At 66.4% G+C, this 25,181-nt stretch carries 14 protein-coding genes; 7 read left to right on the forward strand and 7 right to left on the reverse strand.

Annotation, left to right across the window (positions count from 1 at the left end; genetic code table 11):
* Positions 1 to 47: 47 nt before the first annotated feature.
* Complete coding sequence (locus ACWYRN_RS13220; RefSeq protein WP_488687920.1) at positions 48 to 401, forward strand: hypothetical protein; 354 nt, start codon at positions 48 to 50, stop codon at positions 399 to 401.
* Between the two features lie 185 nt (positions 402 to 586).
* Here ACWYRN_RS13220 and ACWYRN_RS13225 read toward each other — a convergent pair whose 3' ends face one another.
* From ACWYRN_RS13225 to ACWYRN_RS13240, 4 genes are all read right to left on the reverse strand, one after another.
* Positions 587 to 2,656: a tetratricopeptide repeat-containing diguanylate cyclase gene (locus tag ACWYRN_RS13225; protein ID WP_488687922.1), complete on the reverse strand. Its 2,070-nt coding sequence runs from the start codon at positions 2,654 to 2,656 to the stop codon at positions 587 to 589.
* Positions 2,657 to 2,831: 175 nt separating this feature from the next.
* Positions 2,832 to 4,661: an ABC transporter ATP-binding protein gene (locus ACWYRN_RS13230; RefSeq protein WP_488687924.1), complete on the reverse strand. Its 1,830-nt coding sequence runs from the start codon at positions 4,659 to 4,661 to the stop codon at positions 2,832 to 2,834.
* Positions 4,651 to 6,402, reverse strand: coding sequence for an ABC transporter ATP-binding protein (locus tag ACWYRN_RS13235; protein WP_488687926.1), 1,752 nt, complete (start codon positions 6,400 to 6,402; stop codon positions 4,651 to 4,653). The genes ACWYRN_RS13230 and ACWYRN_RS13235 overlap by 11 nt, the downstream gene beginning before the upstream one ends.
* A 130-nt stretch (positions 6,403 to 6,532) precedes the next feature.
* On the reverse strand, positions 6,533 to 7,312 hold the full coding sequence (locus ACWYRN_RS13240; RefSeq protein WP_488687928.1) for a phasin family protein: 780 nt from the start codon (positions 7,310 to 7,312) through the stop codon (positions 6,533 to 6,535).
* A gap of 211 nt (positions 7,313 to 7,523) precedes the next feature.
* Between ACWYRN_RS13240 and ACWYRN_RS13245 the strand changes: the two genes are divergently transcribed.
* From ACWYRN_RS13245 to ACWYRN_RS13255, 3 genes are all read left to right on the forward strand, one after another.
* Positions 7,524 to 8,798, forward strand: a complete 1,275-nt coding sequence (locus ACWYRN_RS13245; RefSeq protein WP_488687930.1) for an amidohydrolase family protein — start codon at positions 7,524 to 7,526, stop codon at positions 8,796 to 8,798.
* Positions 8,799 to 8,862: 64 nt separating this feature from the next.
* Positions 8,863 to 9,387, forward strand: coding sequence for a GNAT family N-acetyltransferase (locus ACWYRN_RS13250; protein ID WP_229439757.1), 525 nt, complete (start codon positions 8,863 to 8,865; stop codon positions 9,385 to 9,387).
* Positions 9,388 to 9,494: 107 nt separating this feature from the next.
* Positions 9,495 to 10,463, forward strand: a complete 969-nt coding sequence (locus ACWYRN_RS13255) for a diacylglycerol/lipid kinase family protein (RefSeq protein WP_488687933.1) — start codon at positions 9,495 to 9,497, stop codon at positions 10,461 to 10,463.
* A 303-nt stretch (positions 10,464 to 10,766) separates the two neighbouring features.
* Here ACWYRN_RS13255 and ACWYRN_RS13260 read toward each other — a convergent pair whose 3' ends face one another.
* Genes ACWYRN_RS13260 through ACWYRN_RS13270 form a run of 3 tightly spaced genes read right to left on the reverse strand, consistent with a single transcriptional unit; the run spans position 10,767 to position 17,901 of the window.
* Positions 10,767 to 13,700, reverse strand: coding sequence for an MGH1-like glycoside hydrolase domain-containing protein (locus ACWYRN_RS13260; protein ID WP_488687935.1), 2,934 nt, complete (start codon positions 13,698 to 13,700; stop codon positions 10,767 to 10,769).
* A gap of 11 nt (positions 13,701 to 13,711) precedes the next feature.
* Positions 13,712 to 16,051 (reverse strand): amylo-alpha-1,6-glucosidase, encoded by a 2,340-nt coding sequence (locus tag ACWYRN_RS13265; RefSeq protein WP_488687937.1) that lies wholly within the window; start codon positions 16,049 to 16,051, stop codon positions 13,712 to 13,714.
* Positions 16,048 to 17,901, reverse strand: coding sequence for a glycoside hydrolase family 13 protein (locus ACWYRN_RS13270; RefSeq protein ID WP_488687939.1), 1,854 nt, complete (start codon positions 17,899 to 17,901; stop codon positions 16,048 to 16,050). The genes ACWYRN_RS13265 and ACWYRN_RS13270 overlap by 4 nt, the downstream gene beginning before the upstream one ends.
* A gap of 564 nt (positions 17,902 to 18,465) precedes the next feature.
* On the opposite strand from ACWYRN_RS13270, the gene ACWYRN_RS13275 reads away from it, so the two are divergent.
* From ACWYRN_RS13275 to ACWYRN_RS13285, 3 genes are all read left to right on the forward strand, one after another.
* Positions 18,466 to 21,372 (forward strand): TonB-dependent receptor, encoded by a 2,907-nt coding sequence (locus ACWYRN_RS13275; RefSeq protein ID WP_488687941.1) that lies wholly within the window; start codon positions 18,466 to 18,468, stop codon positions 21,370 to 21,372.
* An 85-nt stretch (positions 21,373 to 21,457) separates the two neighbouring features.
* On the forward strand, positions 21,458 to 22,969 hold the full coding sequence (locus ACWYRN_RS13280; protein WP_488687943.1) for a tryptophan halogenase family protein: 1,512 nt from the start codon (positions 21,458 to 21,460) through the stop codon (positions 22,967 to 22,969).
* A 167-nt stretch (positions 22,970 to 23,136) separates the two neighbouring features.
* Positions 23,137 to 24,969 (forward strand): DEAD/DEAH box helicase, encoded by a 1,833-nt coding sequence (locus tag ACWYRN_RS13285; protein ID WP_488687945.1) that lies wholly within the window; start codon positions 23,137 to 23,139, stop codon positions 24,967 to 24,969.
* Positions 24,970 to 25,181 lie beyond the last annotated feature (212 nt).

The raw sequence follows: 25,181 nt of genomic DNA on the forward strand, positions 1-25,181 counted from the left end.
ATGCCAGCAAGGTGTATGCTGGCTGGAACGCGAACACAGGAGGGATCATGAACACCATGACCATGTTGGGTGCGCTGCTGGTGCTGGCCCTGGCCGGCTGCTCGCCGCGCGAGGACGGCGAGGCAGGCCCTGCGCAACAGGCCGGCAAGGCCATCGACGAGGCCGGCGACAAGGTGGCGCGCGAACTGCGCGCGCCGCTGGAAAAGGCCGACGAGGCGGCCAAGCGCGTGGCCGAACGCGCCGACGAAGCACGCGACCGTTTGGCCGAACGCACCGAAGAGGCGCGCGAGAAGATCAAGGATGCGACCGATGAAGCCGGGCGCGGGTTGCAGAAAGCCGGCACGGTGGTCGGCGAAAAGGTCGAGCGCGCCGGCGAAAGAATGCAAGAATCCGCGAAGTAACCGGGTTTGTAGGGTGGGCACCTGTGCCCACGCGGTGCGGCACGTCCATGTCGAAATGCCGGGCGGAGCATCGTTGACGTTCGATCACCCGGGTGTTGGTTAACGTCGCGTCAAATCACCCGGTGAGACCGCGTGGGCACAGGTGCCCACCCTACGAACCCCAACATCGGAAACCCCAACCCCGATCACGCGCTTGCGCGCAAATCCTGCCACCCCGCCGTTACAATCGACATCTCCACGAACCCCGCGCGCCAGGCCTGCTCGAGATTCTGCTCGATCTCTTCCATCGAGGTCTGCGCCAGGCCGCTGAAGCCGCGCAGCCCGTACGCGCGGTTGCGTCCGTGGCCCTTGGCCATGTACAGCGCCATGTCGACCAGGTTCACCGCGCGTTCCCACGGCAGCGGCTGGCCGGCCGGGGCCAGCGGGTAGGGCGCGAAGCCGATCGACACCTGGGCGCTCAAGGTTTCGCCGCCATACTCGATGCGGGTCTCGGCAATGCCGGCCAGCAGGCGGCGCGCCACTTCGTCCAGGCCGCTGCGCGGGATCGCCGGCAAAAAGGCGAGGAATTCCTCGCCGCCCCAGCGCACGATCATGTCGGTCTCGCGCAGGATCTCGCGCAGGCTGGCGGCAATCTTGATCAGCACCGCATCGCCGGCGCCGTGGCCCCAGGTATCGTTGATGTGCTTGAAATGGTCGACGTCCATCAGGAACAGCGCGCTCACCAGCTCGTCGCCGGACGTGCCGACGCCGCGCTTTTCCAGCTGCTGGTGGGTGCGCATGAAGTCCTGGAAGTGGCGGCGGTTGTACAGGCCCGTGAGCGGGTCGCGCACGCTCTGCTGCTTGAGTTCCAGGTTCTTTTCGTGCAGCTGGGCGTTCGCATGGCGCACCTTGCGGTACAACAGGCCGACGATCACCGACGCCAGCGCGAATACCAGTGCCAGCAGCCACCAGATGCGCTGCTGCAGGCGGCGGTTGTCGATCTCGGCCGACTTCACCTGGTTCTCGCGCTCGAGCAGTTCGATCTGGCGCTGGCGCTTGTCGGCGTCGTACTTTTCCTGCAGCTCGAGCATGGCCTTCTGGCGGCGCTTCTCGAACAGCTCGTTCGACAGCGTGCGCTCGCGGTGGTAGGCCTTGATCGCGCCCGCATGGTCGCCGGCGCGCTCCAGGGCGCCGCCGTATTCGGCCAGCACCGTCTGCAGCTCGGGCTTGTCGCCGTTTCGTTCGTAGATCGCCAGGCCTTCCTCGAACGCGCGCTTGCCCTCGGCGATGCGGCCGCTGGCCAGGTAGGCCTGGCCGATGTTCACGCGCGCAGTGGCGCCCCCGGTCTGGTCCTTGATGGCGAGCGCCGCCTCGAGCGCCTGCTCGCCGTAGGCCAGGGCATTGCGGTAATCGTGCAGTTTCAGGTAGCAGTCGGACAGGTTCACCAGCGAGCGCGCCACCATCGACCGGGCGCCGATGCTGCGCTCGAGCGACAGCGCCGCCAGCTGCGCCTTCAGCGCGCGCTGCATCTGGCCGGTGTCCATCGCCAGCCCGTATTCGGTGCCCTTCAGGGTAGCCATGCGGCCCGGCGAATTGATCTTCTCGGCCGCCACATAGGCCTCGGCCAGCGACTCGGACGCCTTGTCGTATTCGCGCATCTGCACGTACAGGCGCGTCAGGGAGTTCAGCACGATCACCATGTGCACCGGCCCGCCATGCTGGCGCGTATAGGCCAGCACGGCCTGCATCTTTTCCAGCGCGCGCGGGAAGTTGCCGTCCTCGGCAAAGGCCTCGGCCGCCGATACGCCCACCCGCACGCGTACTTCGACGTCGTCGGTGGCCAGCGCGTGGCGTTCGGCTTCCCAGATCAGTTCGTGCGAGAGGGCGAGTTCGCTTTGCGCGTACTTGATGTAGCCCTTGCGTACCAGGCCCTTGGCGATGGCGGCGTCGTTCTTTTCGCGACGGCCGAATGCGATCAGTTCATCGCAGGTCGCCAGCGCCTGGTCGTTGCGCCCCACCTTCTGGTAGGCCACGCACAGCTCGGCCAGCATGTCGGACTTGTCGGCCACCGAGCCGGCGCGCGCCTCCGCCTCGATCCTGAGCAGCATCGGCAGGGCGCGTTCGGGAATGAAGCGGTTGACTTCGCGGATCTCGGCCAGGCGCGTCCCGAGCGGCGCCGGGGCCTCGGCAAAGGCAAGGGAAGACGTCAGCAATAGCGATGCCAGCAGCGCGCACAAGCGCTTCGATGGCTTTTTCGTCTCCCAAACTGCCGGCATAGCTTCCTCGATCTGGTCGTCGCGCCCTCTGATGAAAGGCGCCATCGACCATTATAATCGTGTTGCAAAGTGGAAATATCGTTTTTTTTATGCCGATATCGTAAAAATGCGACGCCAAAACGGCAATGTTGGCGGCTGCATATTTCGCAGTGCAGCATGGAGATAAGCGGGACTGTTAATCGTTCGCCTGCAGCCCGTCGCGCGTGAGCTGCTGCAGCAGGTAGAGCCGCTGGTACAGCCCACCCTCGATCTCCATCAACGCCTCGTGCGGCCCGGATTCGGTGATCCGTCCGTGGTTCAGCACCACGATGCGGTCGGCATCGCGGATGGTCGACAGGCGGTGCGCAATCGCAATGATGGTTACCCGCCCGCGCACTTCCTCCAGCGCCTGCTGCACGATCTGCTCGGTGGCGCTGTCGATGCGCGAGGTGGCTTCGTCGAGCAGCAGGATGCGCGGTTCGCCGGCCAGCGCGCGCGCAATGGCGATCAGTTGCTTCTGGCCCGAGGACAGGCGCGAACCGCCTTCGCCGAGCGAGGTGTCGTAACCGTTTTCCAGGGCCGCGATGAAGTCGTGCGCATGCGCCGCGCGCGCCGCCGCCTCGATCCGTTCGAAGGGCAGGCCGCGCCCCATGTCGATGTTCTCGCGCGCCGACGCGGCCAGGATGAAGGGATCCTGCGGCACCAGGCCGACTTCGTTGCGGAAGCGTTCGTTGTCGATGCCGGCGATCGGCTCGCCGCAGATCTCGATTGTTCCTTCGCCGTTCTCCCCGTCGGCGCTGTAGTAGCGCAGCAGCAGCGACAGCAGGGTCGACTTGCCGCTGCCGGTGTGGCCGACGATGCCGTAGAAGGCGCCCTGCGGGATGTCGAGCGAAATGTCGTGCAACACGTTCTGGCCCGGCACGTAGGCAAAGCTCAGGTGGCTGACCCGCACCGCCGGCGCATCCTTCGATGCCGCCATCCGCGTGCGGCCCGTGCGGCCGGCCGCGTGCTCGGCGGCGCCGGCCTCGGCCAGCAGCGCCTCCACGCGCGCGCTCGCCACCACCGCCTGCTGCAGGCCGCTGAACTGCATCGTGATCTGGATGAGCGGCTCGACCACGCGCGCGATATAGCTGATGAAGGCATACAGGATGCCCACCTCCACCGCGCCGATCTCGCGCCGCCCGAAGGCGAAGATCACCACCGCCAGCAGCACCACGTTCAGCAAATCGAGTGCGGGGCGCAGCAGGAAGGCGTTCACGCGGATCTCGGCGATGCGCGACTGGTAATGGCCCTCGTTGGTACGCGCAAAGCGCTCGCCGAAGCGGCCCGCCGCATTGCTGGCCTGGAGCACGCTCATGCCGCCGATCGATTCGGCCATCTGCCCGTTGATGTCGCTGCGCAGGGCGCGCGCACGCGTCACCGCCGGCGCCGACAAACGCTGGTAGAGCCAGACGATGACCAGCACCGCCGGCAGCAGGGCCAGCACGATGATCATCAAACGCCAGTCGAGCCAGGCCATGGCCACCGTGGTGCCGAGCAGGACGATGGTGCTGTCGAGGATGGAGAACAGCACCTGTATGTAGAGGTTCTTCACCGCCTCGGTGTCGTTGGTCACGCGGCTCACCAGCTGGCCGGTGATGGCGCGGTCGAAGAAGGCCATCGGCAGGCGCAGCACGTGGCCGTACACCCATTCGCGCAGGCGCTGCACCGAGCGCATCGCCAGGCCGGACAGCCGCACCAGCTGCAGGTAGCGCAGCCAGGTCGAGAGCCAGCCGGTGATCAATACGCCGCCCAGCAGCAAGGCCATGCGCGTCCAGTCGGCGTGGCGCGGCACCAGGTGGTCGTCGATCAGGGCCTTGCCCAGGATGGGGCCGACCACTTCCAGCGCGGCGGCCAGGACCAGCCAGAACGTGGCCCATTTCAGGTGGCGGACGTCGGGCCAGGCGGCGCGGCGCAGCAGGGCGGCGGCGCGCTTGGCTTCGGCGCGGCCGGCCTTGTCGACGGTCTTCGATTGTTCAGCTTGCATCGATGCTCGCCTCCAGTTGTTGATAGCGCCACTGGCTGGCATACCAGCCGTCCAGTTCCAGCAGGGTGTCGTGGTTGCCGGATTCGACCACGCGGCCATTCTTCAGCACCACGATCAGATCGGCATTCACCACGGCGGACAGGCGGTGGCTGGCGATGATGGCGGTCAGTTCCGGGCGCGAGGCACGCAGCTCGTCCAGGTGCTCCAGGATGTTGGTCTCGGTGCCGGTGTCCACCGCCGACAGCGCGTCGTCAAGCAGCAGCAGCGAGCTGTCGGCCAGCAGCGAGCGGGCGATCGCCACCCGCTGGCGCTGGCCGCCCGAGAGCGTGATGCCCTTTTCGCCGACCGGCGTGTCGTAACCCTGCGGGAAGCGCAGGATGTCGTCGTGGATCGCCGCCATCTTGGCCGCCTCCTCGACTTCGAGGCGGCTGGCGCCGGGGCGGGCCAGGGCGATGTTCTCGGCGATGCTGGCCGAGAACAGGAAGGATTCCTGCGGCACCCAGCTGGTGGCCGCACGCAGCGCCGCCAGGCGGTAGTCGGGCAGCGGGTGGCCGCCCCATGTCACGCTTCCCTGCTGGGGCTCGGCCTGGCGCAGCAGCACGCGCAGGAGCGTGGACTTGCCGGCGCCGGTGGGGCCGACCAGGCCCAGGGTCATGCCGGGGCGCAGCGCCACCGACACCTTGTCCAGGGCGGGCTGCGATGCGCTGGAATACGTGAAGCTGACATCGCGCAGCACCAGCGGGCCATCCTCGATGGCGTCGAGGCGGCCCTCGTCGACCACGGTGAGCGGCGCGTCGAGCATCGGCTGCAAACGCGCCAGTCCGGCGCGGCCACGCTCGATCAGCGACAGCACCCAGCCGGCCGCGAACATCGGCCAGATCAGCTGGCCCAAATACATGGTGAAGCTGGTCAGGGCGCCGATGGTCAGCTGGTTTTGCCAGACCAGGTAGCCGCCCAGGCCCAGGGTCAGCGTGCTGGCGGCAGTCAGGGTCAGGCCGACGGCCGGCTCGTAGGCCGCTTCCCATTTCTGGGCGGCCAGGCTGGCGGCGGAGGCTTTACCGGCCAGTTCGCCGAACTGCGCGGCGCTGCGCGCTTCCAGGCCCAGGGCGCGCAGGGTGCGCACGCCCGAGAGGGACTCCTGCACCTGGTCGTTCAGGTCCGAGAAACGCTTGAGCGAATCGGTTTCGGCGGTGTGGATATGGCGCGAGATATACCAGAAGGCCAGGCCCATCAGCGGGAAGGGCAGCAGGGCGATCAGGGCCAGGCGGTAGTCGACCCCGAGCAGCATCACGCCCAGCACCATCACCAGGGTCAGGGTGCCGTCGAAGCCGGCCAGCATGGCTTCGCCGGCGGCCATCTCGATGGCGTCGATGTCGTTGGTGCCGAGCGCCATCAGGTCGCCGGTGCGCTGCTTCTGATAAAACGCCGGCCCCTGGCTTGATAAGCGCGCATACAGGCGCATGCGCAGCTCCACGCCGAGGCGGTAGGCCGCCGAATACAGGCGGATGCGCCAGCACACGCGCAGCACGTAGATCGCCACGCCCAGGGCCAGCAGCTCGACGATGCCGACGATCAGGTCGTGGCGCGACAGCGTGTGCGCGGCCAGGCCGTCGATCATGGCGCCGACCTTGCGCGGCACCAGGATGCTGCAGACCGCGACGCCGACCAGCATCACCGCGGAAGCCGCGTAGGCCTTCCAGTGGCGCCGTACGAAACCGGTCACCAGACTCGCTAAACTCATGGAATTTCCTTGCTTTGCCGCCCGCGAAAAAGAAAGCGGGCCGAAGCCCGCTAGTCTACTTTCTTTGCCGGAGCAGCGCAGCGCGCCTGCCAGGCGCCTGACACAGCCTTGTGTTCAAGCAGTTGAGCGCTCAGTTGCCTTTCCTGCGGCCACGGCCGCTGCGGATTTCGGTCACCTTCGGCGCACCGTTCGATGGCGGGACCACCGGCGGCGTGGCGTCGACCGGCTCCACTTTCGGCAGCTCGATCTCGACGTCGACATCGACCGGCACGCTGGCGGCCACCGGGTGCGGCGCGAGCGGAACGTCGAGGATGTCGCTGGTGGCCTTGGCAATCGGGGTCGGCTCGACCGGCGGGGCAATGCTGGATGTCACGATGGGCGAGGTGTCGGGTGCGATGTCGGCGGCGGAGACCGAGACCGGTGCCGGCTCGCTCATTTGCGCACTCATTTGCTCACTCGGTTGCTCGGAGGCCGAGGCGGTAGCCGACGCGGTAGCCGACGCGGCTTCCTGCACCACCTCCTGCGCCGCCGCGACGGCCGATTCCACGACGTCGGCCGGCGCAGCCAGTGCCGGCGCATTCGCCGCCGCTTCCACCGCATACGTTTGCAAGGCCGCGCCGCGCAGGCCGGCGGCAATGTTGAACAGCTCGTGGCCGTAATCGAACAGGGTGCGCAACTGGCGCTGCGACTGGGCGCCGATGGTCAGGAGGTCGCGCGGATCGCGCACGGCCAGCAACTGGCGCATGGCGTTCGAGGAATGCTCGGCGGTGGCGCGCGACAGGTCGAGATTGAGCGCGAATACGCGGCTGGTACGGTCGAGTACACCGTCGCCCACGCTGCGCAGGAAGGCGAACTGGCGGTCGAGCTGGGTCTGGCGTGCTGCTTGGAACTGTTCTGGAAGTGAAGTCATCGGTATTCCTTATCGTTCGGTTATGGCGCACTGCAACATCCGGTCAGTGTAGACCTGTTGCAGAGCGTTGGAAAGCACAATCTGCCTCAGCCAGCTCGTTGTCGTATCCATACAATCTTGCACTGCAGCACTGTTACAAAGTGACACGCTAATCTCCTTTGCATGAGCAGGGAAATGGCTACAATGATTTCGACCAGACTGAGGAGTGGCCATGGACCTTGTTGTGCGCAATGCCAGCCTGCCGGACGGACGCACCGGCATCGATATCGCCGTGCAGGACGGCCGCATCGCCGCCCTCGGCCCGGCGCTGGGCATGCAGGGTGTGCGCGAGATCGACGCCGGCGGCGACCTGGCCAGCCCGCCTTTTGTCGACGCCCATTTCCACATGGATTCCACCCTCAGCTACGGCATGCCGCGCGTCAACGCATCCGGCACGCTGCTGGAAGGCATCGCGCTGTGGGGCGAACTCAAACCACAGCTGGTCCAGGATGCCCTGGTCGAGCGCGCGATGCAGTATTGCGACTGGGCCGTGGCGCGCGGGCTGCTGGCGATCCGCACCCACGTCGACGTCTGCGACGAACGCTTATTGGCGGTCGAGGCCCTGCTCGAAGTGAAGCGCCGCGTGGCGCCGTACATCGACCTGCAACTGGTTGCCTTTCCCCAGGACGGCCTGCTGCGCAGCCTAGGGGCCTTCGACAACCTGAAGCGCGCGATCAGCATGGGCGTGGACGTGGTCGGCGGCATTCCCCACTTCGAGCGCACCATGGCGCAGGGCGCCGAGTCGGTGCGCCTGCTGTGCGAATTCGCGGCCGAACAGGGCTTGCGCGTGGACATGCATTGCGACGAGACCGACGATCCGCTGTCGCGCCACATCGAGACCCTGGCGTATGAAACCTGGCGCCTCGGTATGCAGGGCAGGGTGGCCGGCTCGCACCTGACCTCGATGCACTCGATGGACAACTATTACGTGAGCAAGCTGCTGCCGCTGATGCGCGAATCCGGCGTGGCGGCGATTGCCAATCCGCTCATCAACATCACCCTGCAGGGCCGCCACGACACCTACCCGAAGCGGCGCGGCATGACCCGCGTGCCCGAGCTGCTGGCCGCCGGCATCGACGTCGCCTTTGGCCACGACTGCGTGATGGACCCCTGGTATGGCCTGGGTTCCGGCGACATGCTGGAAGTGGCCCACATGGGCCTGCACGTGGCCCAGATGACCGGGCAGGACGCCATGCGCGCCTGCTTCGAGGCCGTCACTACCACGCCGGCGCGCATCCTCGGCCTGGAAGGCTATGGCCTGGCGCCGGGCTGCCATGCCGACTTCGTGCTGCTCGACGCCGCCACGCCGGTGGAGGCGATCCGCCTGCGCGCCGCGCGCCGGCTCGTGGTGCGGCGCGGCAAGGTGGTGGCCGAAGCGCCGTCCATGCGCGCGGCCCTGCACCTGCCCGGGCGGCCCGCAAGCGTCGACTTTCGAATCGGACGCTGAATCGGCGGGAGCCGGTGCTAGAATCCCCAGCCCATGTAGTTTTTGATAAGTTTCCAACCGAGCCGTGAAAGATATCCAGATCCGCCCCGCCACCAGCGCCGATTTCGACGCGATGTGGAACATCTTCAGCGCCCACGTCGCCGCCGGGGAAACCTACCCCTTTGCGGCAGATACCTCGCGCGACGCCGCGCATGCCTACTGGCTGGGCGCCAACGTGACCACGCGCGTGGCCGTGCTCGGCGCGCGCGTGCTCGGCATGTACCGGGTGGTGCCGAACCAGCTCGGGCGCGGCCACCACGTGGCGAACGCTTCCTACATGGTCAGCCCGACGGCGCAGGGCGTGGGCGTGGGCCGCCTGATGGGCCAGGACAGCCTGGACGAGGCGCGGCGCCAGGGCTACCTGGCCATGCAGTTCAACTACGTGGTCAGCACCAACACGGCCGCCGTCATGCTCTGGAAAAAGCTCGGCTTCTCGATCGTCGGCACGCTGCCGAAAGCCTTCCGCCACCGGCGCCTGGGCTATGTCGATGCGTATGTGATGTACCAGCTGCTGCAGGACCCGGACCACTGGCCCACCACCGACGAATAAGCGCGCTTGACACCGCTTCGCACTCTGTGCGGTGCAGCACGGACGAGCCATGGCGCGGTGATACGATGAAGAGGTCGACCTGACCCTTTTATCGAAAGTTTCATTCCATGCCGAACCTCGAGCCAGACAAGAACGCTGCCTTCTACGTGGTGCTCAACGCCGGCTCCGGCCATTCCGAGACCGAGCTGCGCTGCTCGACCATCCGCGACGTGCTGGGCGAAGCCGGCCGCACCTGCCATCTCGAGATCGTGGAAGACGCCGCCGACCTGGCCGACACCGCGCGCCGCATGGCGCAGCAGGCCAAGGAGAACGACGGCGTGCTGGTGGCGGCCGGCGGCGACGGCACCATCAACACCGTGGCGCACCAGGCGGTCTTGCAGGGCTGCGTGTTCGGCGTGCTGCCGCAGGGGACCTTCAACTACTTCGGCCGCACCCACGGCATTCCCGAAGACCTGGCCGAGGCGGTGCGCTCGCTGCTCACCTCCACCGTGCAGCCGGTGCAGGTGGGCATGCTGAACGACCGCATCTTCCTGGTCAACGCCAGCGTCGGTTTGTATCCCACCCTGCTCGAAGCGCGTGAGCACGACAAGCAGCAGTATGGGCGCAGCCGCGTGGTGGCCATCCTGTCGGCGCTGAAGACCGCGCTGGGCCGGCACCGCGCGCTGCGCATCGCCCTCGAGACCGAAGGCAACACGCGCAAGCTGCGCACGCCCACGCTGTTTGTCGGGAACAACCGCCTGCAGATGGAGCAGGTCGGCATGGAGCCCCTGAAGTCGGCGCTGGAAGACGGCGAACTGGCGGCCATCGCGCCGCGCCGCGTCGGCAAGCTGGGCATGCTCGGCCTGCTGCTGCGCGGCGCCCTGGGCCGCCTGGGCGAGGCCGAGAACGTGATCGCCTTCTCCTTCAAGCGCCTCACCGTCAAGCACGCGCGCCTGTCGCCGCGGCGCACCGTGAAGGTAGCCACCGACGGCGAGGTCACGCGCATGAAGATGCCCCTCGAATTCCGCGTGCTGGAAGGGCGCCTGGCGCTGCTCAAGCCGCCGCACGCCCAGGCCGACTCGCGCGACGCCGCCTGATTTTTTTTATCCAACAGCCGGGGGGAAGTCCGTAGGGTGGACTCCTGAGTCCACGCGGTCGTGCCTTCGTACACTGCAGTACTTGCGAACAGCGTTGCAGTACGTGTTATGGGCTTACGGTCCATATATCGACATGCGTAGGGTGGACCGCGTGGACTCAGGAGTCCACCCTACGAGGATGTGAAAAAATCGCCATGGCTGCGTTGCCTCGTCTCGCCGTACGTTCGTACTGTCTTCGACTCGGCGCCTTACCCTGACGTTTTTTTCACATCCTCTACGGAATCGCGCGAAGCCGCCAGAGTGCTATTGCACGCGTTGCAGGCGGATGCCGAAGATGTCGGCGCGGTTCCAGGGGCCGCCGCTGCCGCCGGCGCCGCTGAAGCTGGCGTTGCTGTCGAGGTAGCTCATGTTGTAGAAGTCGCTCATGCGCAGGGTGTAGGCGCCGGGCTGCAGCCTGGCCGCCAGCGGCGTCGACAGCACCGTCGGCGTGTGCGTCTTGTCGAACTTCGCGTGCGGCAGCTGGACCACGCCTTGCGCCACGGTCTTGCCCTGGGCGTCGATCACGGCCAGCCACTTCACGCCATTGCTGATGCCCAGGTTGATCTGGTTGGCGCCGTTGTGATAGCGAATTTGCACGCGGTAGTCGCCGGGCTCGCCGATTCTGACGTCGCGCACCTCGAAACGGTCCGTCGGCTGGCCCCAGTCGGCCAGGCGAGGCGCGGCGTAGCGGCCGGCGGCGGGCGTGATCTTCAGGCTGGCCTGCACGCGCGGGTCGGTGACCGGGATCTCGACCGCCGGCGCCACGCAGCGCGGCACGCTGTGGTGGCTGCGGTTGCCGGAGCCGGTGAACTGCGCCTCCACCGCATAGCAGGCGTGCGGGGCGGCTTCGCGGTCGGCCCAGGCGCCGGCCGGCACGCGGGCCGCCACCAGCTTGCCGTCGCGGTAGACGTTGTAGACCGTGGCGGCGCCGGTGCTGGCTCCATCGCTCCCTTCGCCGGCGCCGATCCGCAGCCGCGCGCGGCCGTCAGGGCCGCGTTCCAGCGTCTCGATGCGCGGTTCGCGCGGGGCGAACACGGCCGGGGATTCCACATACGGATCGGCGTTCACGCGCCGGATCGTGCTATCGCCGCCCGCCAGTGCGCCGAGACGGATCTCGATCATGTCGCCGTCGCGCAGCGCCGCCCACGGGATGGTGGCGGCCGAGGGCTGGCCGTTGTGCAGGATGGACGCCACCTGGTAGTAGCCCTTGCCGCTGCTCGCCGGCGGCAGCAGCAAACGCACGCCGATGCGCTGGCCGCGCAGGCGCAGGTTGTGCAGCGTGGCCTGATCGCTGTCCTTGAAGGTTTCGCGGCGCAGTGTCGCGGTGACAAAAGGCGCCAGCCTGATCCCGTCGTCGCCGGCGGACACGCCGAACACATTCTCGACCACCATGCCGATGTAGGCGCCGACCGACCACAATTGGCGGCGCGAATTGATCACCGGCCCGATCAGCTCGGGATGCTGCTCGTCGAGCAGCAGCGGCTGGCCGGACAGCCACTCCAGATTTTCCATGTTCGAGATGTTCAGGGCCGCGCCGCGCATCAGCGAGTCGTAGGCGGCATCGGCCACGCTGGCATTCTTGCCCAGCACCGCCGCCTTCAGGCCGTAGCCGGTCACGAACGGCCACATCGCGCGGTTGTGGTAGACCGGCGTACCCTGCTGCTGGGGCCAGATCACGGGCGGGCCCATCGGGCCGTGCGGGTAGCGCGCCAGGATGCTGCGCGTCTGCGCTTCGTCGGCAATGCCGGTAATGATCGCCAGCGACTGCCCCAGCCAGTCGAACTTGTGCATGGCGGCGCCGTCGAAATGGGCGGCGCTGAGGCTGCTGTACATGCCGGCGTCGGCCAGCCACAGCTTGGCGTTGACGGCCTGTTTCAGCTCGGCGGCCCAGCCCGCGTAACGCGCGGCGCGCGTCGCGTCGCCCTGTTCGCGCGCCAGCTGCGCCGCCAGCATCAACGCCTGGTAGTGCGTGGCATTCGTCGACACCGACTTGGCGCTCGCCATCGAGGCCAGGTCGTCGACGATCCAGCTGGCGTAGCTGTTCTCGCGCCAGTCGAGGAAGCTTTGCTCGCCGGTGTATAGCCCGTCCTGCGGGTCGAAGGCGGCGACGCGGTCGATCTCGATCGTGTTCGACAGCGCCTTCAGGGCTTTCAGCGCAAAAGCCTGGTGTTCGGCCGGGGGCAGGGTGCGCAGCACTTCCTCGGCGGCGAAGGCCCAGGTCATGCGGTCGGTGCTGACCGGCCAGCTGCCGCCGCTGCCGGTGTCCTGCACGATCTGCAGGCCATCCGCCGAGCCGGCCACCTGCGGCGCCTGCGCGATGCCGGCGCGCCAGCCGGCCAGCTTGAAGTCCAGCGAATTGCGCACGCGCTGCGGGTCGAGCAGGGCCAGGCCCAGGTCGGCCGCGTAGGACAGGTCGCGCGTCCACACGTAATGCCACTTCTCGCCGGTCTCGAAGCAGTCGCAGGGAATCGCCGCGCCGCCGTTGTAGTTGCCGTCCCTGATGGCGCTGACGGCATCCTGTGCCATCTCGCTGCCGGCCAGCGCGAACAGGGCGTCGAAGGCGAGATTGCCGCTGCGGGTGTAGGGGCGGTCGGCGGTTTCAGAGTAGATGGCGTGCTGCGGCACCGGGTCGCGCAGCTGCATGGTGCTGGAATGGGTGTAGCTGCGCAGCTGGGCTTCGGGATCGACCAGCGAAAAGCGCGCCTTTTCAAGCTTGCCATCCCAGGTCGGCCAGGCCAGCGTCGACACGCGCGTGCGGCCGGCATGCGGGTCGGGTGGCGGCGCCGCGGCCGGGGTTTCCAGGCGCGTCACGGTCAGCTGCGGCGCCTGCGGATTGCGCGCGTCGAGCGTGAAGCGGTAGGTGCCGGTGCTGCGTACGAACAGGGTCGCCTCGGGGCCGGCCTGGGTCTCGAGCGGCAGCGTGGCACCGGGCTTGACGGCGACGCTCTTCCCCGCATCCGGCACCCACTCCTGCTTCCACTCCTTGTCGCCGATCTTGAAGCCGTGGTTGCCGTGGCTGACCAGGATGTCGGCCTGGTAGATGCCGCCGCCCTGGTACTGCAAGGGATTGTCGACGCCCCAGGCGTTGAAGCCGCCGCGCACGTAGAACGCCTGGCGCAGCGGGCCGGGGTCGGCAGCGACGGCGGAGATGGTGTTGGCAAAGAGGGCTGCACCCAGCAGCCAGCGGTGTGAGGACATGCGGGTTCCTGTCAGCGGTATTCGTTGCGTTCGACGATGCCGCGCAGGACGTCGCGCCCTTGCAGCATCGGGAAGTCCTGCGGGCGGTAGGCCTTGGGCTGCGCGAAATGCAGCGGCCCGATCGCGGCGGCGTACGAGGCGCGTAGCGGTTCCGCAGGCAGGGCGCGCCCGTCCAGCAGCACGCGCTTGCCGGCCAGCGTCAGTGTCGCGGGCTTGCCGGGCGCAAGCGCAAACGCGACCTGCGAGCGGCTCTTGTCCGGGTTCAGGTAGGCCATGCGCAGCGTGCGCGCCGCCTTGCCGCGCAGCGTGAAGGTCCAGCGCTCGGCGCCGTCCGCGCGTTCGAAGTCCACCTCCACCGCTTCGTCCACGCCGAAGGGCAGGGCTGCGCCGAAGCGATTCCACTGCGTGGGGATGGCCGGCTCGAAGCGCAGGGTGTCGGCGCTCAGGTCCGGGCGGAAGCCGACGTAATCCTGGTAGGCGTTGCGTGCGTATTCGGCCACGCTCCACGACTGGGCAAAGGTGCCGGTCGGCCGCAAGCTGCCATCCTCGCGCGGCAGGGCGTCCAGGTTCTCGCTCATGCTGCCGAGCGTGCCCAGGCCGAGGATTTGCTGCCCGAGGTTTTGCGTGAGTTGCCAGCCCAGGTCCTGGTAGCCGAAACGGTTCAGGGCGGTCACCGTGAAGCCGGCGTTCCAGCCCCAGATGGTGCCGTTGTGGTAGGCCGCATCCTTGTGGTGGAAGGCCGGGTTCTCGTGGCGCGGGTGGAAGTAGGGATCGTCCTGCGAGAGCGAAGCGATGCCGTAGGGGTAGAGCAGCGCCGGCACGCTGCGCTTGAGCACCTGCGCCTGCACGGCGTCGGGCACGAACCCGCCGAAGGGGATCGAGGACAGCATCAGGGCGTTCGGGCGCAATTTGGTGTCGCGGCTGCCGTCGGCGCGCAGGCGGTCGGCCATTGTCTTGCCGTCCCAGAAGCGTTTCAGGAAGCTGGCCTGCACCTTGTCGGCCAGCGCCGTCCATGCGCGCGCCCGCGCTTCGTCGCCGGCCCAGGCCGCGAGGGTGGCGCCGCTTTGCAGCGCCGTGTGCCACAGCGCCTGGATCTCGACCGCATGCGGGCCGCGGTCCGACCAGGGCTGATGGGTCGGGTTTTCGATGCGCGCATCCATCCAGGTGTCCGACGCCGCATGGCGCAGCAGGCCGTCGGCATCCACGTAGTTGGCGAGCGCGCCCTCGACATACGGCACCGCCAGCTTGTACATGTCAAGAGCAAAGGCGCGGTCGCCCGTGTAGCGGATGTATTCCATCGCTTCGCGCAGCATCCAGGGCGTGCCGTCCACCGTGTTGTAGATGATCTCGTCGGGAGACACGCGGTTCGGCACGCGGCCGTAGTCCTTGTCGCGGGGTTCGCGCAGGTTCTGGTAGCGCGCGAAGTTGGCCAGCACCGCCTTGGCGTCCGCGAACTCACCCGACACCAGCAGGGTGCCGGGCAGGGCGATGAAGGTGTCGCGGCCCCAGTTCTCGCGGAACCAGGGCAGGCCGGCCCAGATACCGGCGCCGTATTCGTTCACCACGAACATGCGCGCCGAGGCCTTGGCCCAGTTCAGCGCCTTGTCGTAGGCCTTGTCGTTTGTTGCGAGGTAGCTGCGGGTCAGGGCCTCGTACATCGCCTGGCGCTCGGCGCCGATCGCATCGCCTCGCACCAGCGCGCGCGCCCGCGTGGCGGCTTCTTCAGGCGTGGCGCCGAAGGCGGCGATCACGGTGAACGAGCGTGCCGGGGCCTGGGTGGCCAGGGTCAGGTCCGCACCCAGGGTGAACGGCCGGTCGGCCGCCAGCGCCATGAATTGCGTCGCCCCGGCGCCCGGCGCCACGCTGACGATGCCACCCGCCTGCGTGACCGCGCCGGCGGTCGTCAGGAGCGGGCGCAGCGCCAGCGTGGCATCCTTTTCATTCGTGACGCGCAGGGCCAGCGCATGCTTTTTCGACAGCAGCGCCAGTTCCTCGGTTGCCCCGCTCGCGTAGCGCACGCGGTGGCCCCAGGGAAGCACGTCCTCGGCGGCGCGGGTGCGGTCGTTCTGCACGCCGCCCGTGAAGCTCATGTAGTTATGGAAGACCGTACCGCTCTTGAACACATAGCCTTCGCCCTTGTCGTAGCTATGCGTAAAACCTTCGAAGTAGCCGGCCAGGTTGTCGCCGGCGACAAAACGCGCCTGCTGCCCGGGCGCGGCTTCGATTGCCATGTCGGCGAAAAAGGCGTCGACACCCGGCTTCTCGACGGCGCCGGCGCTGCCGAAGGCGCAAGCCAAGGTTAGAGGCAGGGTCAGGGCCATCATCGAGCGGGAGAGGAACTGCGGCATCATGCCCCCGGCAGTTCGACGACGACCACCGACTTCGGCGCCAGCTTCAGCTGCGTCGCCAGCTCGACCTGCTGGCCGGTGAGGATGTCCTTGCCGCCGGCTGCGCCCTTGAGCATCTCCTGGAAGCGCGCCGTGTCCAGCGTTGCCGCCTTGTCGCCGTTGTTCATCGCGACCATGATGCGCTTGCTGTCGTTGTAGCGGAAGTAGACCCAGGTATTGTCCTCGGGGCCGAACTGCATGGTGCGCCCGCTGTGGATGACGGCTTCGTTCTTGCGCCAGGTGGCGAGCTGGCGTACCAGGTCCTGGGCGGCGCGCTGCTGATTCGTCAAGCCGGCGCCGGTAAACGCGTTGACCTTGTCGCCGGCCCAGCCGCCGGGGAAGTCGCGGCGGTAGCTGGCGTCGTCGCGGTGCGTGACGGTGCTGGTCATCAGGATTTCGTCGCCGCTGTAGAACTGCGGGATGCGCGGCATGGTCATCAGGAACACCATGTTCATGCGCCAGCGGCCGAAGTCTTCGCCGACCGCGCTGTACATGCGCGCGATGTCGTGGTTGCTGCCGAACAGGACCAGGTTCTGCGGCTCGGGGTACAGGTAGTCGAGCGAGAGCGTCTCGTAGACGTCGTTCAGGCTGCCATCTTTCTTGAGCCCATTGCGCATCGCTTCCATCAGCGGGAAGTCCATCAGGCTCGGCAGGTAGCTGACGTAGCCGTCGTGGTTCACCTTGCCGCGCTGCCAGCGCGCCACCACCGGCGGACGGTTGTTCCACTCTTCGCCGACCATGTTCAGGTTCGGGTACTCGGCCATCAGGCGGCGCGTGTATTCGGTCAGGAAGGCGCCGTCGGAATAACCGTAGGTGTCGATCCGCAGGCCGGACAATTTGGCGTACTCGATCCACCAGATGTTGTTCTGGATGAGGTAATTCGCTACCAGCGGATTGGTCTGGTTCAGGTCGGGCATGGTGTCGACGAACCAGCCGGCGGTGAAGTTCCGGCTGTCGGCCTTCGAGGCGTACGGGTCCTGCACGGCCACGTGGTGGTGGCGGGTCGGCACGAACTTGCCGCCGAAGTTGATCCAGTCCGGCGTCGGCACGTCCTTCATCCACCAGTGGTTGATGCCGATGTGGGACAGCACCACGTCCTGGATCAGGCCGATGCCGCGTTTCTTCGCTTCATCCGACAAACGCACGAAGTCCTCGTTGCTGCCGTAGCGGGCGTCGACCTTGTACAGGTCGGTGGCGCCGTAGCCGTGGTAGGAGTAGGCCGGCGCATTGTTCTCGACCAGCGGCGTCGGCCACAGCTGGGTGAAGCCCAGGTTGGCGATGTAGTCGAGGCGGTCGATGGCGCCCTGGATGTCGCCGCCATGGCGGCCGCCGCCGTTCTTGCGGTCGGCCTGTTCCAGCAGGCCGGCCACGCTGTCGTTGCCGGGCAGGCCGTTGGCAAAGCGGTCCGGCATGATCTGGTAGATCGCGTCGCCCGTCGTGAAGCCCTGGCGCTGGGCGGAGCCAGGCTCGCGCGCCAGCAGGCGGTAGGGATGGCGTTCGGTGCGGCCAGCGCCCGTGAAGACGATCTCGAACTGGCCGGGCCTGGCGTCGGCGCCGATCTCGAGGTCGACGAACAGGTAATTGGCGTTGGCGACCCGCGTGGCCGAGACCAGGCGCACGCCCGGGTAGTCGATGGTGGGCAGCATGCCGCCGATGTCCTTGCCATGCACCATCAGCTGCAAACCCTTGTGCTGCATGCCGGTCCACCAGAAAGGCGGTTCCATGTGGTCGATGGCGGGCGCGGGCGTGGCTGCAAAAGCGGCGGCATGGGACAGGCTCAGGGCGACGAACAGGCTGATCAGGGAAGGCTTCATGGCGGAATAGGCGAGGTAAGTGAAGGAAGCGCGAGCGCGCGGGGGAGGAGGTCGTAGTTTCGCTACATAATTATTAGGCCGATGCGTGGGGAACGCCCGGTTGTCTCTCTATTATTGTGCCAAGCATACTATAGTGATATGCACAGGACAACGCGGATGTGTATCTAGTTTAGGTACATACAGCCAAAAAACCGATGTCACTCGCCGCTGGACTGGGAACGTCTGGCAAGACCAGTAGGAATTTCATTTAAGCAACACCATCCTCGTCAATGCACCGCAACAGTGCATTTTTGCACCTACTTGGTGAAAAGATACTAATTTGTAGTCCGACTACACTCGTGCGTACGGCGCTCTGTAGCCGGAATACAACGTCTTCTGTTGTTCATTCTATACAATAGCAACATACGCTACGGAATCGCGTAGTGCCGAGCAACTCCCGTTGACAGTGCATCTAGTTTTAATACAGAATTGTTGCCAGAACGTCTAAAAAGACGTTGGAATTGGATCCCGTGCCGTGGCTCTCCAGCTGTTTCCGGGAAATTACATAGTTTATTGAGGGGACAAATGAACAACTTCGCAAACAAGCGCGCTGCGAACACGGCAGGCCGTGCATTCCCGCTGAGCCCGGTTGCAGCCGGCTGCACCGTATTCCTGATGGCACTGGCCGGTAGCGCCTTCGCCCAGGAACAGCAACCGACCACCACCACCGGCGCTGCCACTACGGCAACCACGGCTGACACCACCAACAACACGCCGAACAGCGCCGTGCCGCCGGCGGAAGACACCACCGTCAGCACCACCACCACCCCGGTCACCACCGTCAGGGTCACCGGCATCCGTCGCGGTATCGAAGCGGCGATCTCGATCAAGAAGAATTCCACGTCGATCGTCGAAGCGATTTCGGCCGAAGACATCGGCAAGCTGCCGGACCAGAGCGTGGCCGATTCGATCGCGCGCCTGCCGGGCGTATCGGCCCAGCGCGGCCGCAGCTCGGGCAAATCGTCCGACATCTCGGTGCGCGGCCTGTCGCCAAGCTTCAACGGCACCCTGCTGAACGGCCGCGAAATGGCCTCGACCGGCAATGCCCGTTCGCCTGAGTTCGACCTGTTCCCGGCCGAACTGATGGGTTCTGTCGTCATTTATAAAACCCCGGACGCGAGCGTTGTCGGCCAGGGCCTGGCTGCGACCATCGACCTGCGCACCGTGCAGCCGCTCGACTTCGGCAAGCGCACCGTCGCTGTCAGCTACAAGAAGAGCCAGCTGGGCGTGAAACAGCGCGACGGCCTTCCTGAAGGCGACGGCAAGCGCTACACCCTGTCCTACATCGACCAGTTCGCGAACCGCACCTTCGGCGTGGCCGTCGGCCTGACCCGCTACGACGAACTCGGCGGCGGCCAGTCGAAGTTCAATTCCTGGGGCACGGCCGCCATGGATTACAACGGTGCCAGCGTGACGGCGCCGAACGGCTTCGGCTACGACACCGAGCAGAACAACCACAAGCGTGACGGCGCCTTCGCTTCGCTGCAATACCGTCCGAACAAGAACTTCAAGTCGACCGTCGACCTGTTCTACTCGGCCGGCGAAACCGGCCTGAAGAAGACCGGCTTCGAAGGCGGCGTGGCCGGCAACGGCGGTGGCAAGTATGAACTGCCGCACGTGCTGACCAACGCCACCATCGCCAACGGCGTGGCTACCAGCGGCACCATCACCAACTGGAAGGGTGTGGTCCGTAACCACTACGAAGGCGCGGAAGACGACCTGAAGACGATCGGCTGGAACAACGAGCTGAAATTCGGCGACTGGACCACGATGGCCGACCTGACCTGGTCGAAAGCCACCAAGCTGGGTTCGCGCTACGAAACCACGGCCGGCACCCTGCCGGGCCAGCAGGATACCCTGGCGTTCAGCGGCTTCAACGGCGCCAACGTCACCGAAGTGAAATACACCCCGGGCCTGAACTATTCGGACCGCAACGCCGTCAAGCTGACCGACACCATGGGCTGGTCCGGCGGCGCGGCGTCGCCGCAGGCAGGCTACCTCGGCCAGCCTTACGTCGAGGACGAAGTCAAGGCCATCCGCCTGTCGGCCAAGAAGGCCATGGAGTGGGGCCCGCTGATCGCCACCACCTACGGCTTCAACTACACCGCGCGCGACAAGGCCCGTAGCGGCCAGGATGGTCGCCTGGTGATTATCGGCGGCGACCCGAACGGCTTCGCCGACGTACCGGGCGGCGGCGTGGCGCCGGCTGGCGCCTCGGGCTTCAACGTGGTCACCTGGGATCCACGCGGTTCCCTCGGCACCGTGTACCAACTGGCGCCGAAAGTCGACGCCGACATCCTGAACAAGTTCTGGGACGTGAAAGAGCGCATCTCGACCGCCTACCTGATGGGTGACCTGGATGGCGAGGCATTCGGCCTGAACTACCGCGGCAACGTCGGTGTGCAAGCCATCCACACCGACCAGACCGGCGGCGGCTACCAGATCGACAATGGCCTGTGCACCGGCAATACCGCCGAGACCTGCCCGGGCAAGCGCGTCACCGACGGCGAGAAGTACTGGGATGTCCTGCCAAGCATGAACCTGTCCTTCGACCTCGGCAACGAGCAGCAGCTGCGCCTGGGCCTGGCCAAGGTCGTGTCGCGCGCTAACCTGGACGACCTGCGCGCCGGTTCGAACGTCACCCTGGGCAACCTGCAGGGCACGTCGATCCTGACCAGCAGCGGCGGCAATCCGCACCTGAAGCCGTTCCGCGCCAAGGCATTCGATTTGTCGTACGAGAAGTACTTCGGCAACAAGGGCTACGTCAGTGCCGCGTTCTTCTACAAGAAGCTCGATACCTACATCTTCCGTACCTCGCGCTTCTACGACTTTGCCGACACCATCACCCCGGGCACCTCGCTGCCGTCGACCGGTGAATACGCAGGTTCGACCATCGGTCGCCTGACCGAGCCGCAAAACGGCAGCGGCGGCAACATCAAGGGCTATGAACTGGCGGTCAACCTGCCGTTCTCGATGCTGACTCCTTACCTGGATGGTTTCGGCGCGCTGCTGAACCACTCGGACACCAAGAGCAGCATCACCCTGCCGCGCGAAGGCTTCGCCAACGTGACCGGCAGCGGCGTCAGCATTCCGCTGCCGGGCCTGTCGCGCAAGGTCTCGAACCTGCGCCTGTACTACGAGAAGAACGGCTTCCAGGTGGCTGCCGCGGCGCGCAAGCGTTCGAACTTCCTGGGCCAGGTGTCGGACTACCAGGACAACACCCAGCTGACCTTCATCAAGGGTGAAACCATTGTCGACCTGCAGGCATCGTACGAGGTCCAGAGCGGCTGGCTGAAGGGCACGAGCCTGTTCGTCCAGGCCCAGAACTGGAACAACGCACCGTTCCTGGAGTACACCGACGACGAAAACAACCCGACCAACCGCGTCGACTACGGCCGTACCTACCACTTCGGCGCCAGCTACAAGTTCTAAGCTGACCCTGAACTGAGTTACAGTAACGACCCCTGCCGGGCTCCCGCCTGCCAGGGGTCGTTTTCTTGACCTGAGCGAAACCACCATGCAGAACCTACCCATCAAGGACATCGTCATCGTCGGCGGCGGCACTGCCGGCTGGATGACGGCCGCCGCACTCTCGACCATCCTGAATGGCCGCTACAACATCCGCCTGGTCGAATCCGACGAGATCGGCATCGTCGGCGTCGGCGAAGCGACCATCCCGATGATCCAGCGCTTCAACCGCGTGCTCGGCATCGACGAGGCCGAATTCATGCGCGCCACGCAAGGCAGCTTCAAGCTCGGCGTCGAGTTCGTGAACTGGGGCCGCAAGGGCGAGCGCTACATGCACGGCTTCGGGCGACTGGGCCAGGACCTGGCCACCGTGCCCTTCGAGCAGTACTGGCTCAAGATGCGCGCGCTCGGCAAGGCGGCGCCGCTGGAGGAATACTCGATCGCGCGCATGGCGGCGAAAGCCGGCAAGTTCATGCCGGCCCGCCACGACGTGCCGAATTCGCCGCTGGCCGACATCGCCTACGCCTACCACTTCGACGCCAGCCTGTATGCGCGCTACCTGCGCAAGCTGTCGGAATCGCGCGGCGTGACGCGTGTCGAGGGCAAGATCGTGCGCGCCACCCAGCGCCCCGGCGACGGCTACATCGACGCGGTGGAACTGGAAAATGGTGCCCGCATTGGCGGCGATTTGTTCATCGACTGCTCGGGCTTCCGCGGCCTGCTGATCGAACAGACGCTGCAGACCGGTTATGAAGACTGGAGCGGCTGGCTGCCGGCCGACCGCGCGCTGGCCGTGCCCTGCGAATCGGTCAAGACCATGACGCCGTTCACACGCGCCACCGCCCACCAGTCGGGCTGGCAGTGGCGCATCCCGCTGCAGCACCGCACCGGCAACGGCCACGTGTACTGCAGCCGCTACATCAGCGACGACGAAGCCGCGGCCACGCTGCTGGCGAACCTGGATGCGCCGGCGCTGGCCGATCCGCGCCTGATCAAGTTCCAGACCGGGATGCGCAAGCAGGCCTGGAACCGCAACGTGGTGGCGGTCGGCCTGGCCGGCGGCTTCCTCGAGCCGATTGAGTCGACCAGCATCCACCTGATCCAGTCGGCGATCTCCCGCCTGATCGAGTTCTTCCCGGACCGCGGTTTCCAGGAGGTGGAGCGGGCGGAGTTCAACCGGCAGTCGCGCTTCGAGTACGAGCGTATCCGCGACTTCATCGTGCTGCACTACCACCTGAACCAGCGCACCGACTCGCCGTACTGGCTGGCCTGCGCCAACATGGCGATCCCGGACACGCTGCGCCAGAAGATGGATTTGTATCGCGCGCGCGGCAAGGTGGTACGCGTGGACAACGAATTGTTCTCGGAAGTGGGCTGGATCCAGGTGCTGGAAGGGCAGAACATGCCGGTGAACGCGTATAATCCGCTGGTTGACGTGCAATCGGAGGCTGACATCGCCGACTACCTCGACAGCGTGCGCGGCGTGATCGCCAAGTGCGTGAGCGTGATGCCGACCCACGAGGAGTACATCGCGCGTCATTGCGCGGCGCCGAAGATGTAACATTGTTCGTTTTTCCCGGCTTGCCGGCGACCGGTTTCATATGCAGCCCCTTGCGCAAGGCGCACGGGGCTTTTTTGTCGTTGTTTCCCCGGTTTTGTTAATTGTGTCCGTCCGTTCCCGGCGAGGGAGTAAACTGGCGGTTTAGTATTGTTTTTCGAAAGTCATCCATGTCCGACACCCCTATCCCATCGTTTTCCGACCTGAACATCCCGGCGCCCATCCTCAAGGCGCTGAAGGAAGTCGGCTACGAAGCACCGTCGCCGATCCAGGCCGCCACCATTCCCCTGCTGCTGGAAGGACGCGACGTGCTGGGACAGGCCCAAACCGGTACCGGCAAGACCGCGGCGTTCGCGCTGCCGGTGCTGTCGCGCATCGACACCAAGCAGACCGCGCCGCAGGCGCTGGTGCTGGCGCCGACGCGCGAATTGGCGATCCAGGTAGCCGAAGCCTTCCAGACCTACGCCGCGCACATGAAGAACTTCCATGTGCTGCCGATCTACGGCGGCCAGAGCTACGGCCCGCAGCTGCAGGCGCTGCGCCGCGGCGTGCAGGTCATCGTCGGCACCCCGGGCCGCGTGATCGACCACATCGAGAAGGGCTCGCTCGACCTGTCGCAGCTGAAGACCCTGGTGCTGGACGAAGCCGACGAAATGCTGCGCATGGGCTTCATCGACGACGTCGAGCAGATCCTGCAGCAGATCCCGGACGAGCGCCAGATCGCGCTGTTCTCGGCCACCATGCCGCCGGCGATCAAGCGCATCGCCAAGACCTACCTGCGCGACCCGAGCGAAGTGACCGTCGCCGCCAAGACCGGCACCGCCGAAAACATCACCCAGCGCTACTGGCTGGTGGCCGGCATGCAGAAGCTCGACGCGCTGACGCGCATCCTCGAGGCCGAGCCGTTCGACGGCATGATCATCTTCGCCCGCACCAAGCTCGGCACCGAAGAGCTGGCGACCAAGCTGCAGGCACGCGGCTTTGCCGCCACGGCGATCAACGGCGACATGGCCCAGGTGCAGCGCGAGCGCACCATCGAGCAGCTCAAGAACGGCAAGATCGATATCCTGGTGGCCACCGACGTCGCCGCGCGCGGCCTGGACGTGGAGCGCATCAGCCACGTCATCAACTACGACGTGCCGTCGGACCCGGAAAGCTACACCCACCGCATCGGCCGCACCGGCCGCGCGGGCCGCAGCGGCGACGCCATCCTGTTCATCACCCCGCGCGAGCGCGGCCTGCTGAAAGCCATCGAGCGCGCCACGCGCCAGCCGGTGTCGCCGCTGACGCTGCCGACCGTGAAGGCCGTGAACGACGTGCGCATCGCCAAGTTCAAGGACCAGATCACCGCGACCCTGGAAGCGGGCGGCCTGGAACAGTTCCGCGAGCTGATCGAGGAATACGAGCGCGAGCAGAACGTGCCAGCGGTGGACATCGCCGCCGCCCTGGCAAAGCTGGGCCGCGGCGACGTGCCGCTGCTGCTGGAAAAGCCGGACCGCGAAGCCCGTCCGTCGACCTGGGAAGACCGTCCGGCGCGCACCGACTTCGTCGAGCGCCTGCCGCGCGCCCCGCGCGACGCCGGCTGGGAAGAGCGTCCGGCACGGGCGCCGCGTGAACAACGTGAGCCCGGCTTCCGCAAGGAGCGCGTGATGCGCGAACCGGAACCGGGCATGGCGACCTACCGCATCGAAGTCGGCCACGCGAACGGCGTCAAGCCGGGCAACATCGTCGGCGCGATCGCCAACGAAGGCGGCATCGAATCGAAATACATCGGCCGCATCGAGATCTACGACGACTTCACCACGCTGGACTTGCCGAACGATCTGCCGAAGGACCTGGTGGATCACCTGAAGACCGTGTGGGTGGCCGGCCAGCAGCTGAACATCACGCGCGACGGCGAAGAAGCACCGGCGCCGAAGAAGGCGGCCGGGCCGAAGAAGTCGTTCGGAGCCGAGCGCCGGATGGCGGAGAAGCCTGGCTTCAAGAAGCCGCGCAAGGCCTGATGGTTGCGGCGTTGCCGCAATAGGGTAGGGTGGACGGGTTGCCCGTCCACGCGTTCAACGAACGCTGGCATTATCGGCTGTTATTCAGGCTCCTGGCCTGTGAAACCGTAGGGTGGGCACTCCGTGCCCACGCGGTACGTGCTCTTCCGCGAGTCCGCGGCAGAAACAATTCGCTCCGAAGCGTTTGCCATCATCATTGCGCTAACGATGTT

It is taken from the genome of Massilia sp. BAP21 (assembly GCF_057801335.1).